Origin of the sequence: Paraglaciecola sp. MB-3u-78 (assembly GCF_002835935.1) — a bacterium.
Taxonomy (GTDB): domain Bacteria; phylum Pseudomonadota; class Gammaproteobacteria; order Enterobacterales; family Alteromonadaceae; genus Paraglaciecola.
Window position 1 is genome coordinate 195,054 of record NZ_PJCF01000002.1, and the last position, 20,894, is coordinate 215,947.

The following is a 20,894-nucleotide window of genomic DNA, read 5'->3' on the forward strand; positions in this document are numbered from 1 at the left end:
ACTTTTTTAAGACATATCGTTCTTTGCTCTATCTCACTATTTTCTGCTACTAAATTAATCCTAAAATTTTCAAGTTAGTGCCCTATTGCAAAATAGCAAGTCATGCAGCATGGGTAAAATCCAACCCTCAATAGTGGGTTGGATTTCACCCACATAGTATTTTTTTACCATTAAAAACAGATAGATAAGATATGGAACAACCTATGCTTAGTGCTGAATATAAATTGATTACTAATTGCATATTAATTTTTAAATTATTCATAAAACTAACAATAGGAGCGTTCAGGGAAGTGCTTAAGGATATTGGTAGAGCAACATATAGTTCATCGTCTGTATTGGAATGCCGTCAATCTGCACAGCATTATGTGCCTGTCTGTTTAAGGTGGGATCATGCCTGAACCAGCTTTAAATGATGTAATGGATAACGTGATTAGTACCTTAAGTGGTTACCTAACGGCTTCTGGAGGTTCCCTGCCCTCGTCCACAGTATCGTTTTTATCCGTAGCGAAAAAGAATCCCGCTATTGGTAATCGTATTGCCACAGATACTCGAGCTGGATACCCAATAGCTGCAATTAAGGCTGGGCATTTAGATGCCAATTTACAATTGCAAATTTGGCATACAAACCCAGACACCATTGAAGTTGAAATGAACGATTTACAGGGTCGAATTTTGGCTGATAAAACTTTATTACACGAGCAAGGTTTTATTAAGCTGAAAAGCGATGGCGGTAATATGTCTGAGCATATTTCAAACTTAAATGCCTGGCGTAAAACATCTCAGTTGAATGTCTTGTACGAATATAGATATCAAGATAACGATGACGCATTGAGCATTATCCATCGCATTCCCATCACTAATGATCTCGAACAGAACAATTCTTCCTCTCAGGAATTAAGTACAGTCACAGATGTAATACAACGCTGGGATGACGAAGAAGCATGGTCATTGAATATTTCCGCAAATAGCACTCAAACTAACAAGATTTACGGACTGTCAGTACTCGCATACCTACCTGGTGGCTGGAATGGCAATCAGGTTATTTTGCAAAAAACTAATTTAGATAATCCTAACCCTCCTAATCTATACGCTAATCTAGCGGATTTTATCGAAGCCGTTACCGACCAAAACAGCCCAGATCAAAATGCGCGAATTTTGTTTGCTTCTGTCACTGATTTTGTTGGTGCTTTAGAGCTCCAGGGTAGCAACTTTGAGCTAGGAGATTGGGATGAAGATAACATCCCTGATCAATATCAGGCTTACCAAACTATTTTTGAGAATCCCATACAACTTAACCGAATGAACGATGAATTCAGGGTCAGCTACCAAGCTGCCCCTTTTGATTCAAAAGCGGTGGTGTATTTACGAGCAAAACTAACTTAACAATACAACTTGACCACAGGTGTGTGGTTCACGGAGGTAATGATAAATGGCAGAGCAAATACTACCCGGCGTATCCATTGAGGTACGACCAGAAGGTTTGATCATCCCTGGCCGAATAAGCATTGGCACAATTGGCATAATTGGCACAGCAAGTCGCGGTATAATAGACACGCCTATAAGTGTAGGTAATCTCGCAGACGCTTTTGCCGTTTTCGGTGAATATGACAACTTCACCGATAATCAACCCAACGAACTCACCCTGACTCGGGCACTTGAGCAAGCTTTTACTAATGCTGCACAAAATGTGATTGCAATCCGCATTGCTTCTGGAACAGTGGCTAGCGCAGACTCGCTATTAAGTTCCGCTAGCGGTGATTGTGTTACCTTAAGTGCGGACTCAGCTGGCACTTGGGGCAACGACATTTCAGTTAATGTCAGCGCCGCAGATGATAATAGTTTTATTAGTAACGAAGTGCATATTGGCCCAGCTCCTATCACCCTAGCCCATCCAGTGGTTGTAGAAAGCGCTAGGAATCGAATTAGTGTATTTCGTGATGCTACTCAACAAACCAATCTATTGGTTGTTATTTACGATGGTGGCCCCCCGCCAGTCGCAGGCCAAGTAGAAGTTAACAGAGCAAGTGGAGTGCTCACATTTGTAGCAGGAGAAGAACCAGCAGCTGCAGATGTGGTAACCGCATCTTTCGTGGTTAGCGCCGCTAGCAGTGTAAAAGTCACGCTAAAACGTGATGGAGCAGAAGAATCCTACAATGTAGCCAGTGGTAACGATTTAGTTGCTGATGTGAATGCAAATTCAAGCTTTGTTGTGGCCACCGCAGAAACTAATAGTGCTGAGTTGCCCAGCGAATTTGCTAGCGCAGACGAATTCCAAGTATTGACTGGAGGTGACAACGGCTCGATTGGCGCTAATTATATCGCTGGCCTAGATTTACTCAACAATAAGCCAGCTCATGTAATTATTGCTGCGGGACAAACCATTTCAACTATTGGTAGCGCCCTCACAGGCCATTGCAACGCGGCTTCTTCAGACCTAAACAAGCGGGAAAGAATTGGTGTTGTTGGCAGCGATGCAGGTGCATCTGTGGATGACGTAGCCGGACATCAGCTAAATAGTGACCGTATCATTTATGTGGCACCAGGCATACAAGCCACAGATCGCACTAACAGTGGTCCGGTAACCCTTTCTGGTGGCTATGCTGCTGCTGCAGTAGCAGGTTTGATATCCAGTTTTTCTTCTCACATAAGCCTTACCAACAAACAACTCACAGTCAACGGATTAGAGCAAAACTATACCAGTTCTCAACTTATTCAACTGATACAAAATCGAGTTTTGGCGTTGGAAAACAAATTTGGTTTCCGAGTAGTCAAAGGGATCACCTCATCAACCAATACCGCATGGCACCAAATCACTACCCGGCGCACCGTCGATTTTGCCAAATTTGGGGTGCGTTCTGCTGCTAACTCTTACATAGGGCTTTTGAACAATGACAGAGTCCGTAGCGCCATGCGCTCAACCATTAACAGTTTCTTAACTGAGATGGTTGACGCCGAGCAGTTGATCAGTTACGAGCTTGAAGTCTCTGCTACCCGTGACGAAGAGATTAAAGGCATTGCACGGGTCACTTTGGTACTTAGGCCCACCTTTAGCATCGACTTTATCAAAGTCACAATGTTCCTTGAATAAAGGTTTCTTGAATAAGGTTCCTCGAATAAGGTTCCTCGAATAGGAGTTTCAAAAAATGCCAATTTCTAATGTATTAACTGGCGCCCATGGCAGCTTAACCATTGCGCCTTTGGACACACTGCCGGGACAAGATGCCGAGCGTATTGCGGCAACGTACGAAATTCAACAAGCAGTGGGTCGAGTAACAGGCATTTGCCTGCGGATCAACACCGATTTGGAGGAGTTCCACGAGATAGGTTTTCGTCATGTTACTTCCTTGCACGAAGGTAATATCCATATAAGCGGCACGATTGACCGGGCCTACATTAACGGTGCCTTGCTTGCTTTATTAATGGGTCGAAAAGCGTTTAATGAAGAGGCAAAAAGTCAGCGCATATTTCAACCGGAATTTAACTTAACTATACAAATGGTAGATACCTCAGTCGCCGGACAGGCGGAGCTGGTGGTAAACGGCGTCAAACTAGAAAACTGGAGCTACAGCATGCCAGAAGACGACTTCATCATGGAGCAGGTTAGCTTTAAAGCGAAAAGTATTGATATCCGTGACTCTGAAAGTTCAGTTCCTGCTGTACCTGAGTTTGTAGCCATAGACGCTTAAGGAGATGTCATGCATTTAACCAGTGACGACTTACTGGCTGGCAGCAGTTTACAGCACGATATTGTGATCCCAGCTGATTTGATCAACACCTCAGATGAAGAAGCAAAAGTAACGCTTCAACCTCTAACGGTGCGGGATTTACAGTTGATTGCTAAAGCGGCTAATCAAGACGAAAACTTGTCAGCTTCGTTAATGATCCAGCGTGCACTACTTACGCCAAAAATGGAGCTAGAGCAAATAAGCAAACTACCTGCAGGTCTTGCAAAGTTTTTAATCGAGCAGATCAATCGGGTAAGTGGTATCAGTGCTTCACGCAATGCCTTAGAGGAAATGGTGCAAGCACCTTTGGCCAAAGCGTGTTTTATTTTGGCCAAAGAATTTGGCTGGACACCTGAAGAAGTCAGCGCCATGACCATAGGCCAAATTCTGATGTTTTTGCAGATGAGCAATCAAGCTGAGCAATTGGCATGATCTCATCTGTCGAATTGCTCCATTCACAAAAACAAATGTCGCAGGTAATGTTTTGTGCTACCTCCCCCCAATGCTGGCAAAGAGCAATGTCACAAACATTAAAATCCAGCTATTCAGTGCTGTACGGCTATCAATGGCTCAAAGATATCAAGGTTGAGTCACAATTAAATCATGAGCCCTTATTGGGAAAATATTTAAGCGAGATATTGGATGTCAGTGTAGATGATCTAATACAAGAGGCAGGCAAAGCAAACTTGCAAAGAAAACCCGCACCATCGGCAACTGAGACCGTCCAGACAAAAATAAACCCTCATCAAACTTGGGCAAATGCCTCGAAAAAACATGCAAGTGATACCACCACTAAAAGTGCAACAAAGTCTGCTAAGTTCAGTGAAATATCCCAGTCAAAAGCAGATCGTCAACTGCATCAGGTGATGTTGCAACAAAAAGCGGCAAAAGTGACATCCTTGCGTGATTGGATGCAAAAAAGTGCCGCCTCAGAGAAAGTTATTAGCCCAGCATTGGTAAACAAATCCCCCCATAAAAATCAGAAAAAGCTTAGGCAAGTTGTTAAGGGAAAAACATCAAACTCATCTAAGAACTTAACTGCCCTAGCCTGCAATTCATCAAAATGGCAGCAACAAATAAATAGTAATATTCAAAGAATCATCAACCAAGTACTAACCAACAATGTGTCTTTGTCCAGTAGACAAAAACAACAACTGAAACAAAATGTGGCCATTCAAAACGAGACCAACACTTTACCCTTGTGGCAACAAAAAATAGCCACAGGCAATCATAAGGTGCAAGCGTCTCTCGAAACCTTGCAATACCCATTGCTCAAAAATGAACAACTGGTGAAACACAGCGATAAAAGTAATAAAACGGCAACAGCTTTTGTCGAGCAACTAGCTAAATCAAATAGACAAAGAAGCGCCAGATCTCAAGACAACCCGGCTCCTCAATTAAAACAAACAGTGAAGCCAGCTTTATCTTTAAAAACCAGTGATGCCAAGCCGACGACACTTGTCCGTCCTGAGGTAGAAATGGCTAAACCTGAGTTTCCTCCGGTCAGCAAAATGATCAACCAACAACTGCAAGTTTCAGGTAAGCGCACAGCCCTAATGCGTGAAAGCCAATTGCTCACACAGCATGAACATGACTTGGATGACGAAAAACTTGCCGAAGCATTAAAACGTATTATCGATCAACAGGCCAGGAGGCATGGGATCAATGTTTGATATAGCGTTTGATATAGCGTTTGATAAAAAACAGGAAAAGGCGAGCCTATGAAACCCATGTTAGATGACTTAGCCCTGCCTCAAGTGCAAGTGGTGCGGAGCTATGACAAGCGGATGTTAGCCGAACATCGAGCGACTAACATGGATGGAAGTTTTTTACAGAACATGGGCAGAAAACCATCTTGTTTAATGTTGGCAGGCATTGCCTCAGGTGATGATGCACTTGGCTTTATTGAACAACTCGATGACAAATTTAATGCTGGTGAGCCAGTCACCTTTATCACTGACATTATTGCTGATGCCGATATTGAACAGATGTTAATAGACGATTTTAAGCTAGAAGAACTAGCTGGTAAACCCAATCGTTTTGCCTATGTACTGACACTACGTGAGCACATTGAACCATTAGAACCAGAAGACGTTTCAGCACTTAACAGCGACATTTTAGACGATGCAAACAGCCTACTTGAAGACTTAGTAGCCGGCTTAGATTTGGGCCTGTCATTTCCAACTGGCTTAGAGCAGTTTCTTGAGCCTCTTGGCAGCCTTCTCGGCCGACTACGTGCATTCAACCAAAGTGTTAATCAATCAAACATCCCATAGTTTAAGAGGAATGAAACCATGGCAGATACAAACTTATTCGAGGAATTAAAAGACGTATTACAGGATTTCAAAGACTTTTTGGATGAAAACATTAGTGTTATCCAACCTGCAATGGTGGCATTAAAAGCAATCATTCCGGATCAAATTAATGACCTGTTGAGCAAGTTAATTGATTTAATTAACAAATTAAAGGCAGAAATTGAAAACCTCGATGTCAGCACTATTCCAGGGTTAGCCGAAGCGTCAGAATTTACCGAAAAAATTAAGGCGTTTCTAGAAGCAGCAAAAAATTTACTGCCTGAGAGCAGTGACGAAATCAATGATGTACTGTCGGTAGCTGACGTAGTAACAAGCTTGCCCTCACTTGATGAAATCAAGACTGAAATCATCGCATTGTTAGACGCCATAATTGGGCATTTGAATACGCTTAATTCTTAGTAAGGACACGAGCATCATGGAGCGTATCAAACCCATGCTTGGCGATATTGAGTTACAGCAAGTACAGCAACTCAACATAGATGCCGATCAGATGTTAACTGAGCATGAAATACCGGCTTTGGAAGGTAACTTCTATCAACCAGAAGGACGTCGCGGCACCTTAATCAAAGTGTCAGGGGTGTTGTCGGGCGTGAGTGTTGAAGAAGATAATGTGGAAAATCCTGCAACCGGTTTAAAAGCGCTACGTGAAAAATTTAAAGCGGCTGAACCCTTATCTTTTGTCTCGGATATTATAAGTGCTACCGACATCGATGAAGTCCTAATCGAAGATATGGAAGTCACCGAAATTGCCGGTAAACCTAACCGTTTTGAATACTCATTTACTTTACGTGAATTCACTGCTGCCCCCTCCAATCCGACTGAACCTCCAGAGATTATCCCTCCAGTAATCACAGAAACCGCAACCTTAATTGTTGAAGTAATAGTAATTGGCAACAGTGCTTTTGATTTTAGCCGTGTGTCGGTCACAATAAGAGGCTCGCAAAGTGACGGTACAGATTTATTTCGTACCTTAACCAACCGCAATAACAATATTTGGACTGAAGAGGATTTCCCACCAGGTCAATATACTTGTGATGCAGTGGTACTTGATACGCCACAAATGACAGGTAACGTGCCAGCCGAAGTACGTGCCGGAGAAACCACTAGCGTTAGCATAGAGTTACGTAGTGACGTCAAAATCGCACAAACCTTTATGATCCATTACCGCTTTGACAGCGCTTTTGTTGAACCTTGTATGCTCGATGTACTTCAACAAGTCAGCGATTTTTCTCGGGCTAATTCTGATCTTAAATTGGTGATTTTAGGGCACACCGATCTGGCAGGTTCAACCAGTTACAATCAAGCGCTGTCAGAGCGCCGAGCACGCAGTGCATTTTCAGTACTTAGATTTGCCGACGACAACCAAGCAGCCATAGACGAGTGGGATCAAATCCGCCGCACTAGAGTGTCTGGCGCCAGCTTGGGAGATAGTTGGGGCGCACGTGAATATCAACAAATGTTGCAAGAGTTAGGATTTTACACCGGCACTATCAATGGTAACCATGACTCGGCAACTGATAGTGCGGTAAGAGAATTTCAGCGTCAACACGGCTTAAATGACGATGGGGATGTAGGTGACTCAACTTGGCCTATGTTAATTCAAGAATATTTACATTTAAAAAACCTGTCTATAGCGGATAGTCAATTTTTACCTAACTGTTCTGGTGAATTACTAAAATGGCTAGGCTGCAGTGAACTCGATCCCGTAAAAGACATAACTTTCGCTTGGCGTCCTAACCGGCGTACTGAATTTCTTTTTATTAACGATGATTCGTTACCTAGCGACGTTGTGCAACCAGATACATTTAATAAACCCTCTGCTGGCGCCGTGAATAGTGCTTGGTGTTTAAATGATAGCGGCGTTTCTAGCCGTTGCTGCTTTGTTAAGCCTCATGTGGGTGCTGGCAAAGAGTCATGTGCTGCGACTCGCGACCCTTGGCCTCGAGAAGCCGCTGAGCCTGCGCCTGTTTTTGTGGTGCGCGGTTCAATTAAGTTTGAAGACGGCACACCTTTTGTTGGTCAATACACACTTATCGCCCCAGATGGAGAGTTTATGGATGGCGAAGTGCCTAAAACATCAGGCAGCTTACGCGCCGGCACTGGGATCAAGGCCACGACTAAAGCTGATGGCAGTTTTGAATACCCCGATGCAGATAAACACAAACGGCCAGGTATTTTCACATTAGAAGTCACAGGCGAAGTAGTTGTCCGGGGCACTGATCAACCTATTGAAGAGGCAAAAGGTCCCTTTGCCTGTAAAAGACTGGCCTCAGACCAAGATAGTTTTAATGTGGTTATTGTACCTGCGCTACTTGCCAATATTACACCGAGCATTACAGCTCCGCCAACCATAGTAGTTAAACGCCCGCACACCAGTCCGCAACGCCAACCCCTAGTGCTGAGTGTTAATCAAACATTTACTGGGACAGGGATATTTACTCGTTCACCTGATGACAAAGTATTGTTTTTTACCGCAGCAACGGGCGGCACAGCCTTGCAATTTGATGGTAACGACAACCTATTTACTGATGCCCAGTTACTAGCAGGAGTAACACTTTTTAGCGAAGGTGGCCCAAATCCCAGTGCTATATTAAGCGACATCACTTTGAGCCTACAAATAGTCGTATCTGGCCAAAATGGTCGTTCCACATCTGAGCAAATGACCTCAGTGTTGCTCACTTTGGACATAAGCAGCAGTCAGACAAATGCGGCTGATGAGGTATTAATATTAAGTGACACCGACAAAATAGCGCCGGGTAGAATGTTACAAGTTCAAAATTCCTCAGCACAGGCGACTCGTGCCATGCTTATCTTGCGCAGAGCATTGCCCGAAACCTTCACAGGCTCTTTATCTGTGCAAGCCATCAGTAACAAAGTGCAATTATTTAGTGCCGCAGAAGAAGTCGCCACTGCCACACAAACACCTTTGAATTTGCCGCAATTAGTGGCTAATCAAGCTATATCTCAAGTAGTAGGTACACCCGCCACCCCCAATCATGTGGGCACTATTTTTTGGGCAGAGGCCCGTGCGCCTAGTGATAACAGCCTAGATACAGGCTTTCAATTGGGTATAGATGGGCTGGAACAAGACGGCGATCGTGTGATGATCACCGCAGCTGAGGTAATGATCAGCAATAATGTTGCACCATTTAACACCTCACAAACCAGAGTACAAATAGAAGGCGTATTAAATCGCCTTCGCAGCAGCTTCGACATTAGTGATTTATTTGGCACTCAAAACAATTCATTATTTAGAGCAAGAGTGACCATTGCTGGCATTACAGCAAACAGTATACAAGTGACACTCAATAGCGAGACGCAAGCAGGTGATACTCTTGAAAGCCTGTCAATAACACTAAATCGCACCTCGGGGAATGTATTTGTTTCGGCAACACCTATTATGGCGATCCCAGATGCGATCCCTCGGGCTGACATTACTTTTGCAGCCCCTAAGTCAATAGAAATAATAAGGTGCCGGGCACAGGGCAAACTAAAACTTTCGGTCGATGGGCCACACTCAGATGCAGGTGCAGTTGCAGTCAAAGTGCGCGGCAGAGTATTTCGATTTTGTACCATCACCATTCAAGGCGCAGCTCCCACCATAGCTGCAGATATGACAACAGCCAACAGAGTGGTGGCCCAGTGCGGCATTGAATTCAGAATTGTTTCCTCAACCATTGTTGATGATCCAGCACTGCTGGATATTGCGCAAACCGACTGCCCGTTGACCATAGGTGGCAATGTTAGCCGAGATCCTGAAGAAATTGCTTTGTTTGCGTTAGGACGGGACACCTGCCCCCACAATTTCCTTGTTTATTTTGTTCGTTCTAACAGCATGGGGTTGTTTGGTTGTTCCGCTTTTCCTGTGGGTCAGCCTGGCGTTTCAGTGGCTGACTCTGCCAGTCAATACACTTTTGGCCACGAAATTTGTCATGTTTTACACCTGCCCCACGATGCCAGAACAAACAATTTAATGACAGGTGCAGGCACCACAACATTACCTTCGACTCCAAACACTGTGCGCCTTGAGCCCGACCAATGTCAGACCATGGATGACGGCGGTTTTCTGGAAATTTTGGAATGATGTTATGAGTATCAAAGAAATAAAAAGGCTGATTAGACTCATGTCCGATGATGAATTTCTCGGTTTGCCTAAAATAATAGACATGCAAAACAAGGCTGTGCCGTTATTACAAAAAATACTCATGGACTCACAACAAGCTCACTTTATTCATCAACGTGCACTTATTTGTTTAGGCGAAATTGGCGCTGATGCAGGATTCGACACGGCTTCAAGTTATCTTAGCAGTCCAGATCCGGTATTTCGCATAGCAGCGGCTAGAGCCATAGTCAAAATCCATCCAGATAAAGCCGCGGATCTATTAATAGATAATCTAGATGATGAAGATATCTCTGCATGCAATGTTAAAATTCAATGTTTGGCGGCCTCCGGTCAAACAAAAGCTAAACCCGTACTAAATAAACTTAAAAGGAATAGTGAGGATCCCTTTATACGCAAATCAGTATCCCTTGCATTAAAGCATTTAAGTCAAGAGGGGCAAACATGAGTTTGACGCCCGCTTATAAATTCACTGTTGGTGGACAATTAGTCGACACCACCGATGAGCCGCAAGCCAGCACTTTGGTAGACTTATTAGTGAGGTTGGATATGCATGTTGCCAGCAATGAATTTAAGTTAATTCTTGGCAATATAGGGCACTTCACGCCTGAGCGGGAAGATGAAGGACTCATCGAATTAGGTTACGCCGACCAGGAAGGAGAATTAATACAAGTTGCAAAGGGCAAAGTAGATGTTGTAGAACAAGGGTCTACTCTGGATCACATTCATGGTTACTCTGACGCCGCCATTTTGTTGCGCGCCTTCACTGACCAAACATTTGAAAGTAAAACTGCCGGAGATATTGTCAAGGATCTAGCCTCCCAAGCAGGCGTAGATACAGCCAATTTTGAATCAGGCATAGATTTCCCAGCTTACGTAATAGATGGACAAAAGAGTTTCTATCAGCATATGCAAGATCTCGCAGTACTGTGCGGATTCGATTTGTATTTTAATAGTGACAATCAACTTGTATTCCAACAATTTTCTGGTGGAAATCAAGTGCATGTATTCAACCACGCCAGTCACATCATTGAGCTAAAAGTGGACTTTTCAGCACCGCTAAGTGCCAAAGTAGAAGCTTGGGGTGAAAGTGGTAGCAACAATGGCAATGAGTCATGGGCGTGGCTAACCAAGGATTTTTCTGGTCTAAGGGGTAATGCAGGCGGAATTGCTAACAACGGAGTTCCTAATAACAGCTCTTCTCTACGGCTCGAGAGATCCGCTTTGCGCACTGGTGAGGCGGCGCAAAAAGCAGCTGATGCAGCCTTGACTGAATTAGGTCGACAAACTATGCGCGGTCATTTGCTGAGTGTCGGCCGTCCACAAGTTAAACTAGGCGATACGATTAGGTTAAGCGGGTTACCCGAAGACCCATTAAATCAAATTTATCAGGTGCGAGGGGTAACTCACCGTATTACCAAACTGACTGGTTTTACTACCCAAGTGATGTTTCGTTCCATCGACAGCAATTTGGCGGGGTTTTGATATGACCAACATAATCAATACCATTCAAGCCATAGTGCGCGACGAAATCCGTGGCATGCGGGCCACAGAACTAGGCCTAGTAAAAAAAGTCTACCCTCACAGTTCAGACTCAGACACGGATAATTATGCTTGTGATGTGGAAATTAAAAACAGCCAATTATTATTAAAACGTGTGCCTATCTCCACTGACCGTATCGGTACAGTGGCGATTCCCAATGTGAATGATTTAGTGCTGGTTGCCTTTGTCAAAAACGACGTTAATCAACCTATAGTCATTGGTCGTTTATACAACGACCAAGATCGCCCACCACTAAATAATAATGATGAGGTAATTTTCAGATTGCCGCTGGATGATGCAGACGACAAAACCCTCAAAGCCGCAATACGGAATTTACAGCAACAAACCTCTGAGCCAAGAGAAATAATCATCGAGATGGATCCCAAAATTACGGTACGCATCACAGACGGCACAATTAAAGCCACAGCAGGCAAATCAGAAATGACCATTGACCAATCCAACACCAGCGGCGGTACAGTGACAATCCTCACTGGCAGCACCAAAATGACCATGAATCAAGACGGTGACATTCAAGTTGAAGCCGCAGGTTCAATTGCTTTAAAAGCCAACAGAGACTTTAGTGTTGACGCGATGAATATATCAATGAAGAGCCAGCTAGATACCACTATTGAAGCGGGCACCCAACTAAATGCAAAAGGCGGTGTAACTGCAAAACTCGAAGCTGGCGCAAATACCACAGTACAAGGCGGTGTAGTGTCGGTAAAAGGCACAACACTGTTTTCACCTTAAGCATTTAATCAAGATAACTGGAGATTTGTATGCAGGACAACCAATTAACAATGAGAACAAAGTGCCCGGCCCTCCCGTTTCAATAGGCGCTATGGTGTTGCTTAGTCCAGGTGCAGCAGGAGCCCCTGACAGCGGCACCATAATAGCGGTGTTGCCGCCTTTTATTACAGCTAATGGCATGCCATTAGCTACATCGGGCTCGATGTGTTTGATGATTAATTCGGTGACTGGCGTGCCTTACACTATCCCTATTGGCCCATTTGCCAGCACGGGAGTGTCTGTAGGGGGTAAACCCTTAGTACGCTTGGGAGATAACATCCCGTCACCACCAGGTATTTTGACTATTTTGGGGCCACCAGCAGCACCCTTTATTCTCGACCAGTGGCCTCCATAGTTGGCCTCCATAGCTGGCCTACTTAACTGGCCTACCTAATTAGAAGGAGCAAATTTTGGCATTAGTGGAACAAAGATTTGGTACTGATTTGCAGCTATTAGGCAATTTAGAGAACCAACATGACCGCGATATAGGCCGTGACTTACGCACAGGCCCGCGACAAGAAACCGGACAAATTGATCTGCAAACCCTAACGGGCGTCGCTTCTTTTCAACAAGCATTGCTGCTGAGGTTTCTTACCCGTGCTGGCGAATTAAGTCAGCTAGGTCACCCTCACTACGGTTCTCGTTTACATGAACTTATTGGCGAGCTTAATTCCGCCAGCAATCGTAATCGCGCAAAACTTTTTGTGCTGCAGTCCTTAGCAGATGAACCAAGAATTGAAAAAGTCATTGGCATATCTGTCAGCAAAAATGTGAGTGATCCTACTCGAGTAGATATCGATTTAACGTTAAAAGCACTGACCTTAGATACCCCTTTTAATTTGGTCTTTCCCTTTTTCCTTGAACCGGGAGTAACCCAATGAATCCGGACACGCTTAACTTGATAGAGCGGCCATACCAAGAAGTGGTGGATGATATTCTGACTGCTATGGTTGGCGGGGTCGTGAATGAACCGATATTTTTTGACAAAAAATCTGAGCGTTATCCTCTATCACAACCAGCAAGTGATGTGCGCGGTATCACTGGCAAGATAGAGCAAGAAGTGGATGGCGAACTAAAAATTTTTTCCCATAGTTTCCAAAAAAACATCGATTTTATTTACGAACCCGATGAAAACGTCATCGTCTGGCAAGAAGGTGCTAAGGCTCCTGTCGATGAGTCGGTTTTCTTTGCGGATTATTTTATTCCAGATGCTAACTCACCTCTGACTGACATCAACGTAGGCAGTGTTACTCGTACATTGTCTGAGGCAATTGGCAGAGAAATCGCCACGGTTTACCAACAAATTAATCTAGCTTACTTAAATGGTTTTATTGATACCGCCACCGGAGTGTCACTGGATCAAGTCGTTGCCATTCTAAATGTGAAGCGTAAAACCGCCGATTTCGCAGTGGGTTTAGTGACCTTTTTTCGCGATCCTCAAAGCAGCGGCAATATCACAATCAGTTCAGGCACCTTATTGTCCACCACCAAAGGTGATACCACCTTTGAAACCACACAACTGAGAACATTACAAACAGGACAAGCGCGTATAGATGTGCCTGTTAGAGCCACTAACGACTTTCGTAAGGAAGCGGGTCAAGTTGATTCGGCCAGCATTACGCAAGTGGCACAAACCATTGAAGGTATCGCGCGCATCACCAACTTTGAAGCCACTTTTCTAGCCGCCCAAGATGAAACCGACGCAGAATTAAGGTTGCGAGCTAAGGCCGCTTTACGAGCATTGGGTAAGGCAACCCATGCTGCACTAGCACAAGTTATTTTTGCGGGGCGCGGCAATTTATTAGAAATATGGGATCCCAATGGACCTGAGTTAAAACGCTCTGAACCGGGCACAACCGTGTTGTTAATAGAAGCTGAACCTGAACGGTTTCCCAGCTTACAAACAGAAGTGCATAACACCCGGGCTGCAGGCATAGATGTCAGTTTAGTGGCTCGTTATGTGTTCTTTACACCCAAAATAGTCGCACAAATATCAGCAGGCATTACCAATCAAGGTAAAGAAAAGATAAAGCAGCAAATCATTGCCAACTTGCAACTTTATGTTGACGAGTTGTCTAGCGGCGATCCTGCTAAAGGCGCCGCTCTATTGGATGCGATAAAAGCCACTGATGATGTCAAAAGCGCCAATATAGTAGATGTCATATCCTGGGTAAGTAATGTCACTCAACCAGGCACTTCAAAGTTAGTCGACCGGATAGTGGATTTGGTTGCCATCACTCCCTCTTCGGATGTTCAGGCTTTAAAGCAGGGTATTGAGAGTATTGTGAGTGAAGACGGGCCGATTGTTCCAGGCACTCAACGCATACCAGATCGCAGTCGCTTGCAATCAACCCTTGAACCACGCAACGCAACAGACGGCGAAATACTAGGCGGAGAATTTGAAATTGTTGCCGTCATAGATGGTGAAAATTGGTGGGTCAGCTTGGACATAGATGCTGCGGATATTCTGTTACAGGAAAACGGTAGTTAAACATGCCCACAAAAACCGAACGTATCCTTAGCTACCTACCTAGCACTTTTAAAGTATCGGGCACACGCTCGGCGCTAAAAACTGTGGTAGATACTTTTGGTAGAGAATTACTTCACGGGGAGAACAGTCTAGCCGCATTAATGCGAGCCCATTGGGTTGACCATGCTGATAGTGGAGCCGATAAAATTGACGATTTGGCTAGAATTGCTGCGTTATTCGGTCTGGCGCCTCGGCCTCAACAAACAGTTGAAGAATTTAGAACCCACTTAAAACAATATATAAAAACCGCCTTAGAAGGCACAGTGACAGTACAAGGTATTTTGCGCACTACTGCAAATAATCTGGGTCTGACAATTGCTGACAGCTATGACGATATAGACACTTGGTGGACACGGCAATCAGACAGCTTAGTCACCGAGCTGCACTGTGGGAATGATGCAGCTTATGGATTGTTTGGTGAAGAGTCCCTTGTTGCCCATGGACATGCTGCAACCGCAGCGCGTATTGTCGGTCTGGTTAATCTTGATAATCCATTAGATTTAAGCAGTTCAGGTACCTTTGCCAGCAGAACTTTAAACATTAAAGTAAATGCGAAAGCCAAAGTCAGTGTTGATTTGTTAGCAACTGCAGCCAACCCTAGCGCTGTAACCAATGCAGAAATAGTAGACGCCATCAATCAGGCATTTAATGCACCATTGGCTGCTATCCAAAACCACAAACTAGTGCTAACTGCCCTAACTAGCGGAGCCACAAGTAGCATATTGTTAGAAGAGCAGGTCAATGATGCGGCGCCTATTGTGCTTGGTTTTGCTGCCCATAGCGCTAAAGGTAAGGCTGCAACTGCCGCAATTTACACTGGCAGTGTCGACTTATCGGGCAACCATGATCTGAGCCAGACGCGCTTCCTCAGAGTTAAACTGAATACAGACAAACTCGCAGAAATTGACTGTGCTGGGCCTACTCCTGAAACCACTACAATCGAGCAAATTAGTGATGCCATCAATAGCGCCTTAGGGAGTTCAATTGCCAGTCATGATGATAAATTTCTGACTCTAAAATCGTCATTAATAGGTGCTGGCAGTAGCATCACTTTTTTATCTGCCGCTGCACAAGATGCAAAAAATGCTCTCTTAGGCTCGCCGCCCAGCGCAGTAATGGGTCATGATAAATTAGCGGCTACCTTGATAGGCAAAAGTGATCTTAGTAAAGGAGTAGATCTAACCGAATACTATATTCTGCGGATACGGGTTAATAATAGCAACGCGGTGAACGTGGATTGTCGCGGGCTTGCTCCTGAATCCTCTCAGTTACCTGAAATTACCAATGTGATTAACGACACTCTTGGTAAAAAAGTGGCCAGTCATAATGGACGAAACTTAATTTTATCGTCTACCACATCAGGTATTGCCAGCAAACTGACTATCGAAGACCCGGCTCCTAATAACGGTGGGCCTAATAACGCAGCACAAGTGTTATTAGGGATAGTCTCAAGGAGCGCAAAAGGCAGCGACGCAACGGCAGCCAAAATAACCAGTCTGACTGATCTGTCTGGTGGGATAAATTTATATGCTAGTCATCAACTTAGAATAACGCTGGACCAATCGCAGCCAGTCGACATCGATCTTAAACGTACAATTAAGGACCTAAAAAGCGTCTCAATCAATGATATCACTAACAGCATAAATCATGTTTTAGGAGCCAATATTGCTAGTCACAATGGTTCGTTATTGACCTTACTAAGCCCTAAAAAAGGCAGCAACAGTCAACTTATTATCAGTCCGATCACAAATACTCACACCACTCGATTTGTTAGTCAGGCACCAATTAAAGGTGAAGCGAGTGAACGCATTTTTGGTTTTAACTCGGCCTTAGTACAAGGGCAAGACGCAATACCTGCCCGAGTCATTGGCACCACTAACTTAAGCCGTGGCGTTGATTTGCGAACTGCGCAATATCTGACCCTTAAAATGAATGACAACCTAGCAGTCACCATCAACTGCGCAGGGCCTAGACCAAGGGCCACCTTGTTATCTGAAGTCATTGAAAACATCAATAATCAATTAGGCAGCACTATCGCCAGACAAGAAGATGGAAAATTAATGCTGATTGCCGCCACTACTGACAGTGGAGCTATTGAGGCGAGTCGCATCGAATTTATTCCTCCAGAGGTGACCGATGCAAGCAGCCTAATACTGGATGTTGAAACAGGCCTGATACGTGGCCTAGATGCCCTTAGTGTCAACTTAGAAGGCACTAAAGACCTTGCAAACGGGGTTGATCTTAGTAGCAAATCCCATCTCAAGTTAATTATTGATGACACCGGTCCCTTAGACATTTCTTGTGTAGGGCCCATTCCTGCAAGTACCACTTTGGCACAAATTACTATTGCGATAAATGTGGCTTTTGGCAAAAATGTTGCCAATCACGACGGTAAACATCTTATTTTAAGTTCCCAAAAAGCTGGGGCTGATAGCCGGATCGAAATTCTGCCTGCAGATGCCACTGAAATAATACTTGGCATTCACTCTCCCAGACTTTATGTAGGTAGGGAGGCAAGTCCGGCTACTATCACAGGTAGAGTTGATTTCACGGGTATTTCACTTGATTTATCCGAGCAGCATTTCCTTGAAATAGCGCTGGACGGCAATGCCCCCTTAATCATTGACTGTGCCAAAAATGCGATAGATGTTACCCAAGTATCTTTAGCTGAAATAGTAGACGAGATTAATAGCAGCGCAGGTCAAGGTATTGCGTCTGAAAAAGCAGGGGTATTAGTAGTCACCTCACCTACCCTTGGTTTGAGCAGCCGTATTAATCTCATTGCCCATACTGGCTCTGACGGGAAAAGTTTATTGTTTGGGGATATTGCCAGTGTATTTGAGGGTAGCAGCGCAACCTCTGCTGTATTAGAAAGCAACATCCCCTTAGCTGCTGGGGTAAATTTGAGTGAACGGAATCACATTAAACTGCGCATCGATCAACAACCAATAACCACTATAGACATAAAAGGTGGCAAGCAAGATCAAGTTTTTGTCGAAGAAGTCATTGCGGCAATTAATGCTCAGGTTCCTGGATTAGCGGAACTAAAAGCAAATAACCAATTACGTCTTATATCGCCATCAACGGGCAACAACAGTAGCATTGAATTATTTGCTATACGTTTTCTAAAGCTGCAAGAATATTTGCCTACAAAAAGCCCTATGAATAACGAGTTTGATGTTGAGCATGGCAGTCAATTTCCCTTAACTAACAGTGGTGCCGCAGAAGTACCAAGCAATATCCTTATTCAGGCTAAACACGGAGTACTGGGTGCTGGACTAGTTAACGACCAATTAAATTGGTATATCAGGCTGTTTTCACTGGTTCACCCAGAAGAACAGATCACCTTCTACACTCATGCTCAACATGGCGTTGCGGCACTTATCACCGGCAAGAATGGTCAAACACGCAAGATTACCGGGAGTCAGCTAGAAGTGGGCCCGCTGTTACCCCATATGACAGTGCCTGCCAAAAACATATGGCGATTAAGCAAAGGGTTGGAAAAAACACCGGCAATTACCTTGAACAATGCTCTTAGCCCGAATATTTTAATTGTTAAATCTCAGGTAACTACAACAACCAGCTCATTCATAGATATTCAGGTCAAAACTACAGATTTGAACAGCGCTGGCATAATTTCCAAATATCAAATTAGCGATACACAAAGTCAGTTTATGGGAAAACTGTATTATCAGAGCGATCAGTACCAATTGTTTGACAAAGATCAACAGTTATTGACCACACTTTTAATCAACACAGAGATAGATATTAACGCTTATCTAAACAAAGTGGTGATCGTGACAGGCACTTTGCTGTCTACACCAGGCATGTTAGTCGCAGAGCTTGTTACATCAACAATTGCATCTTTGTTTAGTGTACAAATCACCTCTCACTCATCAGAACAGCCTGATATCGAAGAGCTCTATCCAGTGGTCACCATAGGTGAAAAAGACACCTCTGAGTATTGCCTAGAACAACAGCTTATCTTCAGTGATCCTCCATCGTCGCTGGTACGTGCTGTTTCCAGAGAAAAACAACAAATACTGATGCTACCCAAAGGACAATCAAACTGGCGATATGTTGAGTGCCATAACAGCCGCTTTGATCAAACCCATTTTGATTCTCCATCTACATATGCAGGACGGTTTGCCGGAGGCTTCAATCTAGAGTTAGGTCTGATGGGAATAAGCCAGGCTCATAACCAACCACCAGCACAAGTGTCTGCTTTGTATAGTCAGCCCCAGCCCAAACAGATACATACAACCAAAGTGACCTTTGACTATACGGTTCATCAAGCGGGTACCATGAGAGTAATATTACCCGTTGACTTGCCTGCGCGATTTGGTGGTCGATTTAATCAAGCTTTGTTTAGTGTGCCCGAGAATAAACCTGAAACGCATTCTAATGTTGTCACCGAGCCTGAAACTGATAACCAATACTTAGTGACTATTGTGAATGCCAACTCCAATTTGATAAGGGCGAAGTTGGTTAATCAAGTACCTCTTGGTTTCTCAGCACAATCAATTCCTTTTTCAAACGCTATTGCATTTATCGGCGGCTCTTCTAGTGAGCCTGCCAAGATTTTTCTTTCAGAGCCCGAGGTCTCAGGTTTTGTCGAGATATCGGCAAAAGCGCCCGGGATTTGGGGTAATCAAGTTTCAGTAGTGGTGTGTGAAACCCAGCCAGCCATTTTTGACTTATTAGTAAACTTTGCTGGTTCAAGATTTGAAAGTGCCCGTAATGCTGTCCTTGGTGATGAAATCACTGGGGTCGTTAATGAATCACTTAGACCTGGAGCCATGGGTGTTAGGCAAGCCAAAGCTGCAGGCGTCAAGGTCGAAGTTGTTCGTGAAAACTGTGAAACCACTGTTGACCGCGGTGGGCAATAGTATGTGTAAACTCAACAACAGGAGTCACTCTAATGGCCAATGACTGTAAACCCTATGTAGAATTTGCCCCCGGTGATTTAATTACCGCTGAAGGCATGAACGAAATGCAAGTATTAGTTTGTGAAGATATATGTAAACAGGTTGAAGACGGAGTGGCTGGCGTCACTGAAGTCGAGACTGCTAGAAATGCATTAAAACTAGGAGGGAAAACCACCGAAGAAATATGCAAAGAATGGTTAGAAAAAGCGCTGCAAGCTATTCCTAAAAGATCAGGATACTTAAAAGTATTTAAGCGTCTTAAAGAAAATGAGATCAATCTTATCGAGCACAATCTAAAAGCCTGCCCACTAGTAGATGTGTATCAGCTGCTACCTTTTCAAGTGGTCTGCGCTATAGATGAGGACAAGGAAGCCACTGAAGCGTACTTTTACCTCTATCACACCAGCGAGAAAAAAATTAAGGCTCCTGATGGCACTTCAGTTGAGATAGAACATGGCGATTTGCCTATACAATTTAAGATGCCCCTATTCGAAATATTGGAATTATTTGAAGTCCCTTATACAGACGATTCTAGCTTAGGTGACTTAGAAACCGAACTGTGGAAAGCAATGTTCTCATCACCTAATGATGATTTTGATATGGACGACTATTGTCACTCTCCATGGTTTGAACGCTGTTGTAGAGAGGAACGCACTGTGGGCAGTATACGTAAAAAGGGCGATGCTGATGATTTATTTATGAAATATATACCTAAAAAAACCATCAATATGTCACCTAGTTTGAGAGACGGGGATGGTAACAATAGTCAAAACAATTCTTGCCCAAAAGATTTGACTGTGGCGCACTTTAATATGAACACCACTGGCTTGATGTGGGAGCCGTCCGATTCAAATACCGAACGAGAGACTCAAGAGCAAAAAGTCATGGTGTTGTTAAAGGTGTAAAGATTTTGACTCAAGTGGAATGGCAAACGGCAGCGAACG

16 protein-coding genes are annotated in these 20,894 nt (G+C 44.0%); all 16 read left to right on the forward strand.

The genetic code is table 11. From position 1 onward, the window contains the following. Nucleotides 1–390 precede the first annotated feature (390 nt). The 16 genes from CXF95_RS02625 to CXF95_RS02700 all read left to right on the forward strand — a co-directional run bounded on the left by CXF95_RS02625 (nt 391) and on the right by CXF95_RS02700 (nt 20,855). A complete protein-coding gene (locus CXF95_RS02625) occupies nt 391–1,383 on the forward strand; it encodes a hypothetical protein (RefSeq protein WP_101197262.1) in 993 nt (330 codons plus the stop codon). 46 nt (nt 1,384–1,429) lie between these two features. Beyond that, the gene (locus tag CXF95_RS02630; RefSeq protein WP_101197263.1) at nt 1,430–3,088 is read left to right on the forward strand and encodes a phage tail sheath C-terminal domain-containing protein; all 1,659 of its coding nucleotides are present in this window, start codon (nt 1,430–1,432) and stop codon (nt 3,086–3,088) included. Nucleotides 3,089–3,143: 55 nt separating this feature from the next. Continuing rightward, on the forward strand, nt 3,144–3,686 hold the full coding sequence (locus CXF95_RS02635) for a hypothetical protein (protein WP_101197264.1): 543 nt from the start codon (nt 3,144–3,146) through the stop codon (nt 3,684–3,686). Nucleotides 3,687–3,695: 9 nt separating this feature from the next. Then, entirely contained in the window at nt 3,696–4,157 is a 462-nt protein-coding gene (locus CXF95_RS02640) for a hypothetical protein (RefSeq protein WP_101197265.1), read from the forward strand. Nucleotides 4,158–4,243: 86 nt separating this feature from the next. Next, nucleotides 4,244–5,398, forward strand: a complete 1,155-nt coding sequence (locus tag CXF95_RS02645) for a hypothetical protein (RefSeq protein WP_157828050.1) — start codon at nt 4,244–4,246, stop codon at nt 5,396–5,398. A 48-nt stretch (nt 5,399–5,446) separates the two neighbouring features. Then, complete coding sequence (locus tag CXF95_RS02650) at nt 5,447–6,001, forward strand: hypothetical protein (protein WP_101197267.1); 555 nt, start codon at nt 5,447–5,449, stop codon at nt 5,999–6,001. Nucleotides 6,002–6,019: 18 nt separating this feature from the next. Then, nucleotides 6,020–6,439, forward strand: coding sequence for a hypothetical protein (locus CXF95_RS02655; RefSeq protein ID WP_101197268.1), 420 nt, complete (start codon nt 6,020–6,022; stop codon nt 6,437–6,439). 16 nt (nt 6,440–6,455) lie between these two features. After that, nucleotides 6,456–10,124: a peptidoglycan-binding protein gene (locus CXF95_RS02660; RefSeq protein WP_101197269.1), complete on the forward strand. Its 3,669-nt coding sequence runs from the start codon at nt 6,456–6,458 to the stop codon at nt 10,122–10,124. 4 nt (nt 10,125–10,128) lie between these two features. Continuing rightward, a complete protein-coding gene (locus CXF95_RS02665; protein ID WP_157828051.1) occupies nt 10,129–10,608 on the forward strand; it encodes a HEAT repeat domain-containing protein in 480 nt (159 codons plus the stop codon). Next, nucleotides 10,605–11,645, forward strand: a complete 1,041-nt coding sequence (locus CXF95_RS02670; RefSeq protein ID WP_101197271.1) for a hypothetical protein — start codon at nt 10,605–10,607, stop codon at nt 11,643–11,645. Before CXF95_RS02665 ends, CXF95_RS02670 begins: the two co-directional genes overlap by 4 nt. 1 nt (nt 11,646) lies before the next feature. Further along, nucleotides 11,647–12,453 (forward strand): phage baseplate assembly protein V, encoded by an 807-nt coding sequence (locus tag CXF95_RS02675; RefSeq protein WP_101197272.1) that lies wholly within the window; start codon nt 11,647–11,649, stop codon nt 12,451–12,453. A 61-nt stretch (nt 12,454–12,514) separates the two neighbouring features. Beyond that, nucleotides 12,515–12,847: a hypothetical protein gene (locus CXF95_RS02680; protein WP_198556477.1), complete on the forward strand. Its 333-nt coding sequence runs from the start codon at nt 12,515–12,517 to the stop codon at nt 12,845–12,847. Between the two features lie 55 nt (nt 12,848–12,902). Beyond that, nucleotides 12,903–13,373, forward strand: coding sequence for a GPW/gp25 family protein (locus CXF95_RS02685; protein ID WP_198556478.1), 471 nt, complete (start codon nt 12,903–12,905; stop codon nt 13,371–13,373). Further along, on the forward strand, nt 13,370–14,983 hold the full coding sequence (locus tag CXF95_RS02690; protein WP_101197274.1) for a hypothetical protein: 1,614 nt from the start codon (nt 13,370–13,372) through the stop codon (nt 14,981–14,983). The genes CXF95_RS02685 and CXF95_RS02690 overlap by 4 nt, the downstream gene beginning before the upstream one ends. A gap of 2 nt (nt 14,984–14,985) precedes the next feature. Next, the gene (locus tag CXF95_RS02695) at nt 14,986–19,911 is read left to right on the forward strand and encodes a hypothetical protein (RefSeq protein WP_101197275.1); all 4,926 of its coding nucleotides are present in this window, start codon (nt 14,986–14,988) and stop codon (nt 19,909–19,911) included. Nucleotides 19,912–19,943: 32 nt separating this feature from the next. Further along, complete coding sequence (locus CXF95_RS02700; protein WP_101197276.1) at nt 19,944–20,855, forward strand: hypothetical protein; 912 nt, start codon at nt 19,944–19,946, stop codon at nt 20,853–20,855. The last annotated feature ends 39 nt before the right edge of the window (nt 20,856–20,894 follow it).

Coding starts and splice junctions, on each gene's coding strand:
- CXF95_RS02625 (WP_101197262.1), top strand. CDS start 391: ATGCCTGAACCAGCTTTAAATGATGTAATGGATAACGTGATTAGTACC.
- CXF95_RS02630 (WP_101197263.1), top strand. CDS start 1,430: ATGGCAGAGCAAATACTACCCGGCGTATCCATTGAGGTACGACCAGAA.
- CXF95_RS02635 (WP_101197264.1), top strand. CDS start 3,144: ATGCCAATTTCTAATGTATTAACTGGCGCCCATGGCAGCTTAACCATT.
- CXF95_RS02640 (WP_101197265.1), top strand. CDS start 3,696: ATGCATTTAACCAGTGACGACTTACTGGCTGGCAGCAGTTTACAGCAC.
- CXF95_RS02645 (WP_157828050.1), top strand. CDS start 4,244: ATGTCACAAACATTAAAATCCAGCTATTCAGTGCTGTACGGCTATCAA.
- CXF95_RS02650 (WP_101197267.1), top strand. CDS start 5,447: ATGAAACCCATGTTAGATGACTTAGCCCTGCCTCAAGTGCAAGTGGTG.
- CXF95_RS02655 (WP_101197268.1), top strand. CDS start 6,020: ATGGCAGATACAAACTTATTCGAGGAATTAAAAGACGTATTACAGGAT.
- CXF95_RS02660 (WP_101197269.1), top strand. CDS start 6,456: ATGGAGCGTATCAAACCCATGCTTGGCGATATTGAGTTACAGCAAGTA.
- CXF95_RS02665 (WP_157828051.1), top strand. CDS start 10,129: ATGAGTATCAAAGAAATAAAAAGGCTGATTAGACTCATGTCCGATGAT.
- CXF95_RS02670 (WP_101197271.1), top strand. CDS start 10,605: ATGAGTTTGACGCCCGCTTATAAATTCACTGTTGGTGGACAATTAGTC.
- CXF95_RS02675 (WP_101197272.1), top strand. CDS start 11,647: ATGACCAACATAATCAATACCATTCAAGCCATAGTGCGCGACGAAATC.
- CXF95_RS02690 (WP_101197274.1), top strand. CDS start 13,370: ATGAATCCGGACACGCTTAACTTGATAGAGCGGCCATACCAAGAAGTG.
- CXF95_RS02695 (WP_101197275.1), top strand. CDS start 14,986: ATGCCCACAAAAACCGAACGTATCCTTAGCTACCTACCTAGCACTTTT.
- CXF95_RS02700 (WP_101197276.1), top strand. CDS start 19,944: ATGGCCAATGACTGTAAACCCTATGTAGAATTTGCCCCCGGTGATTTA.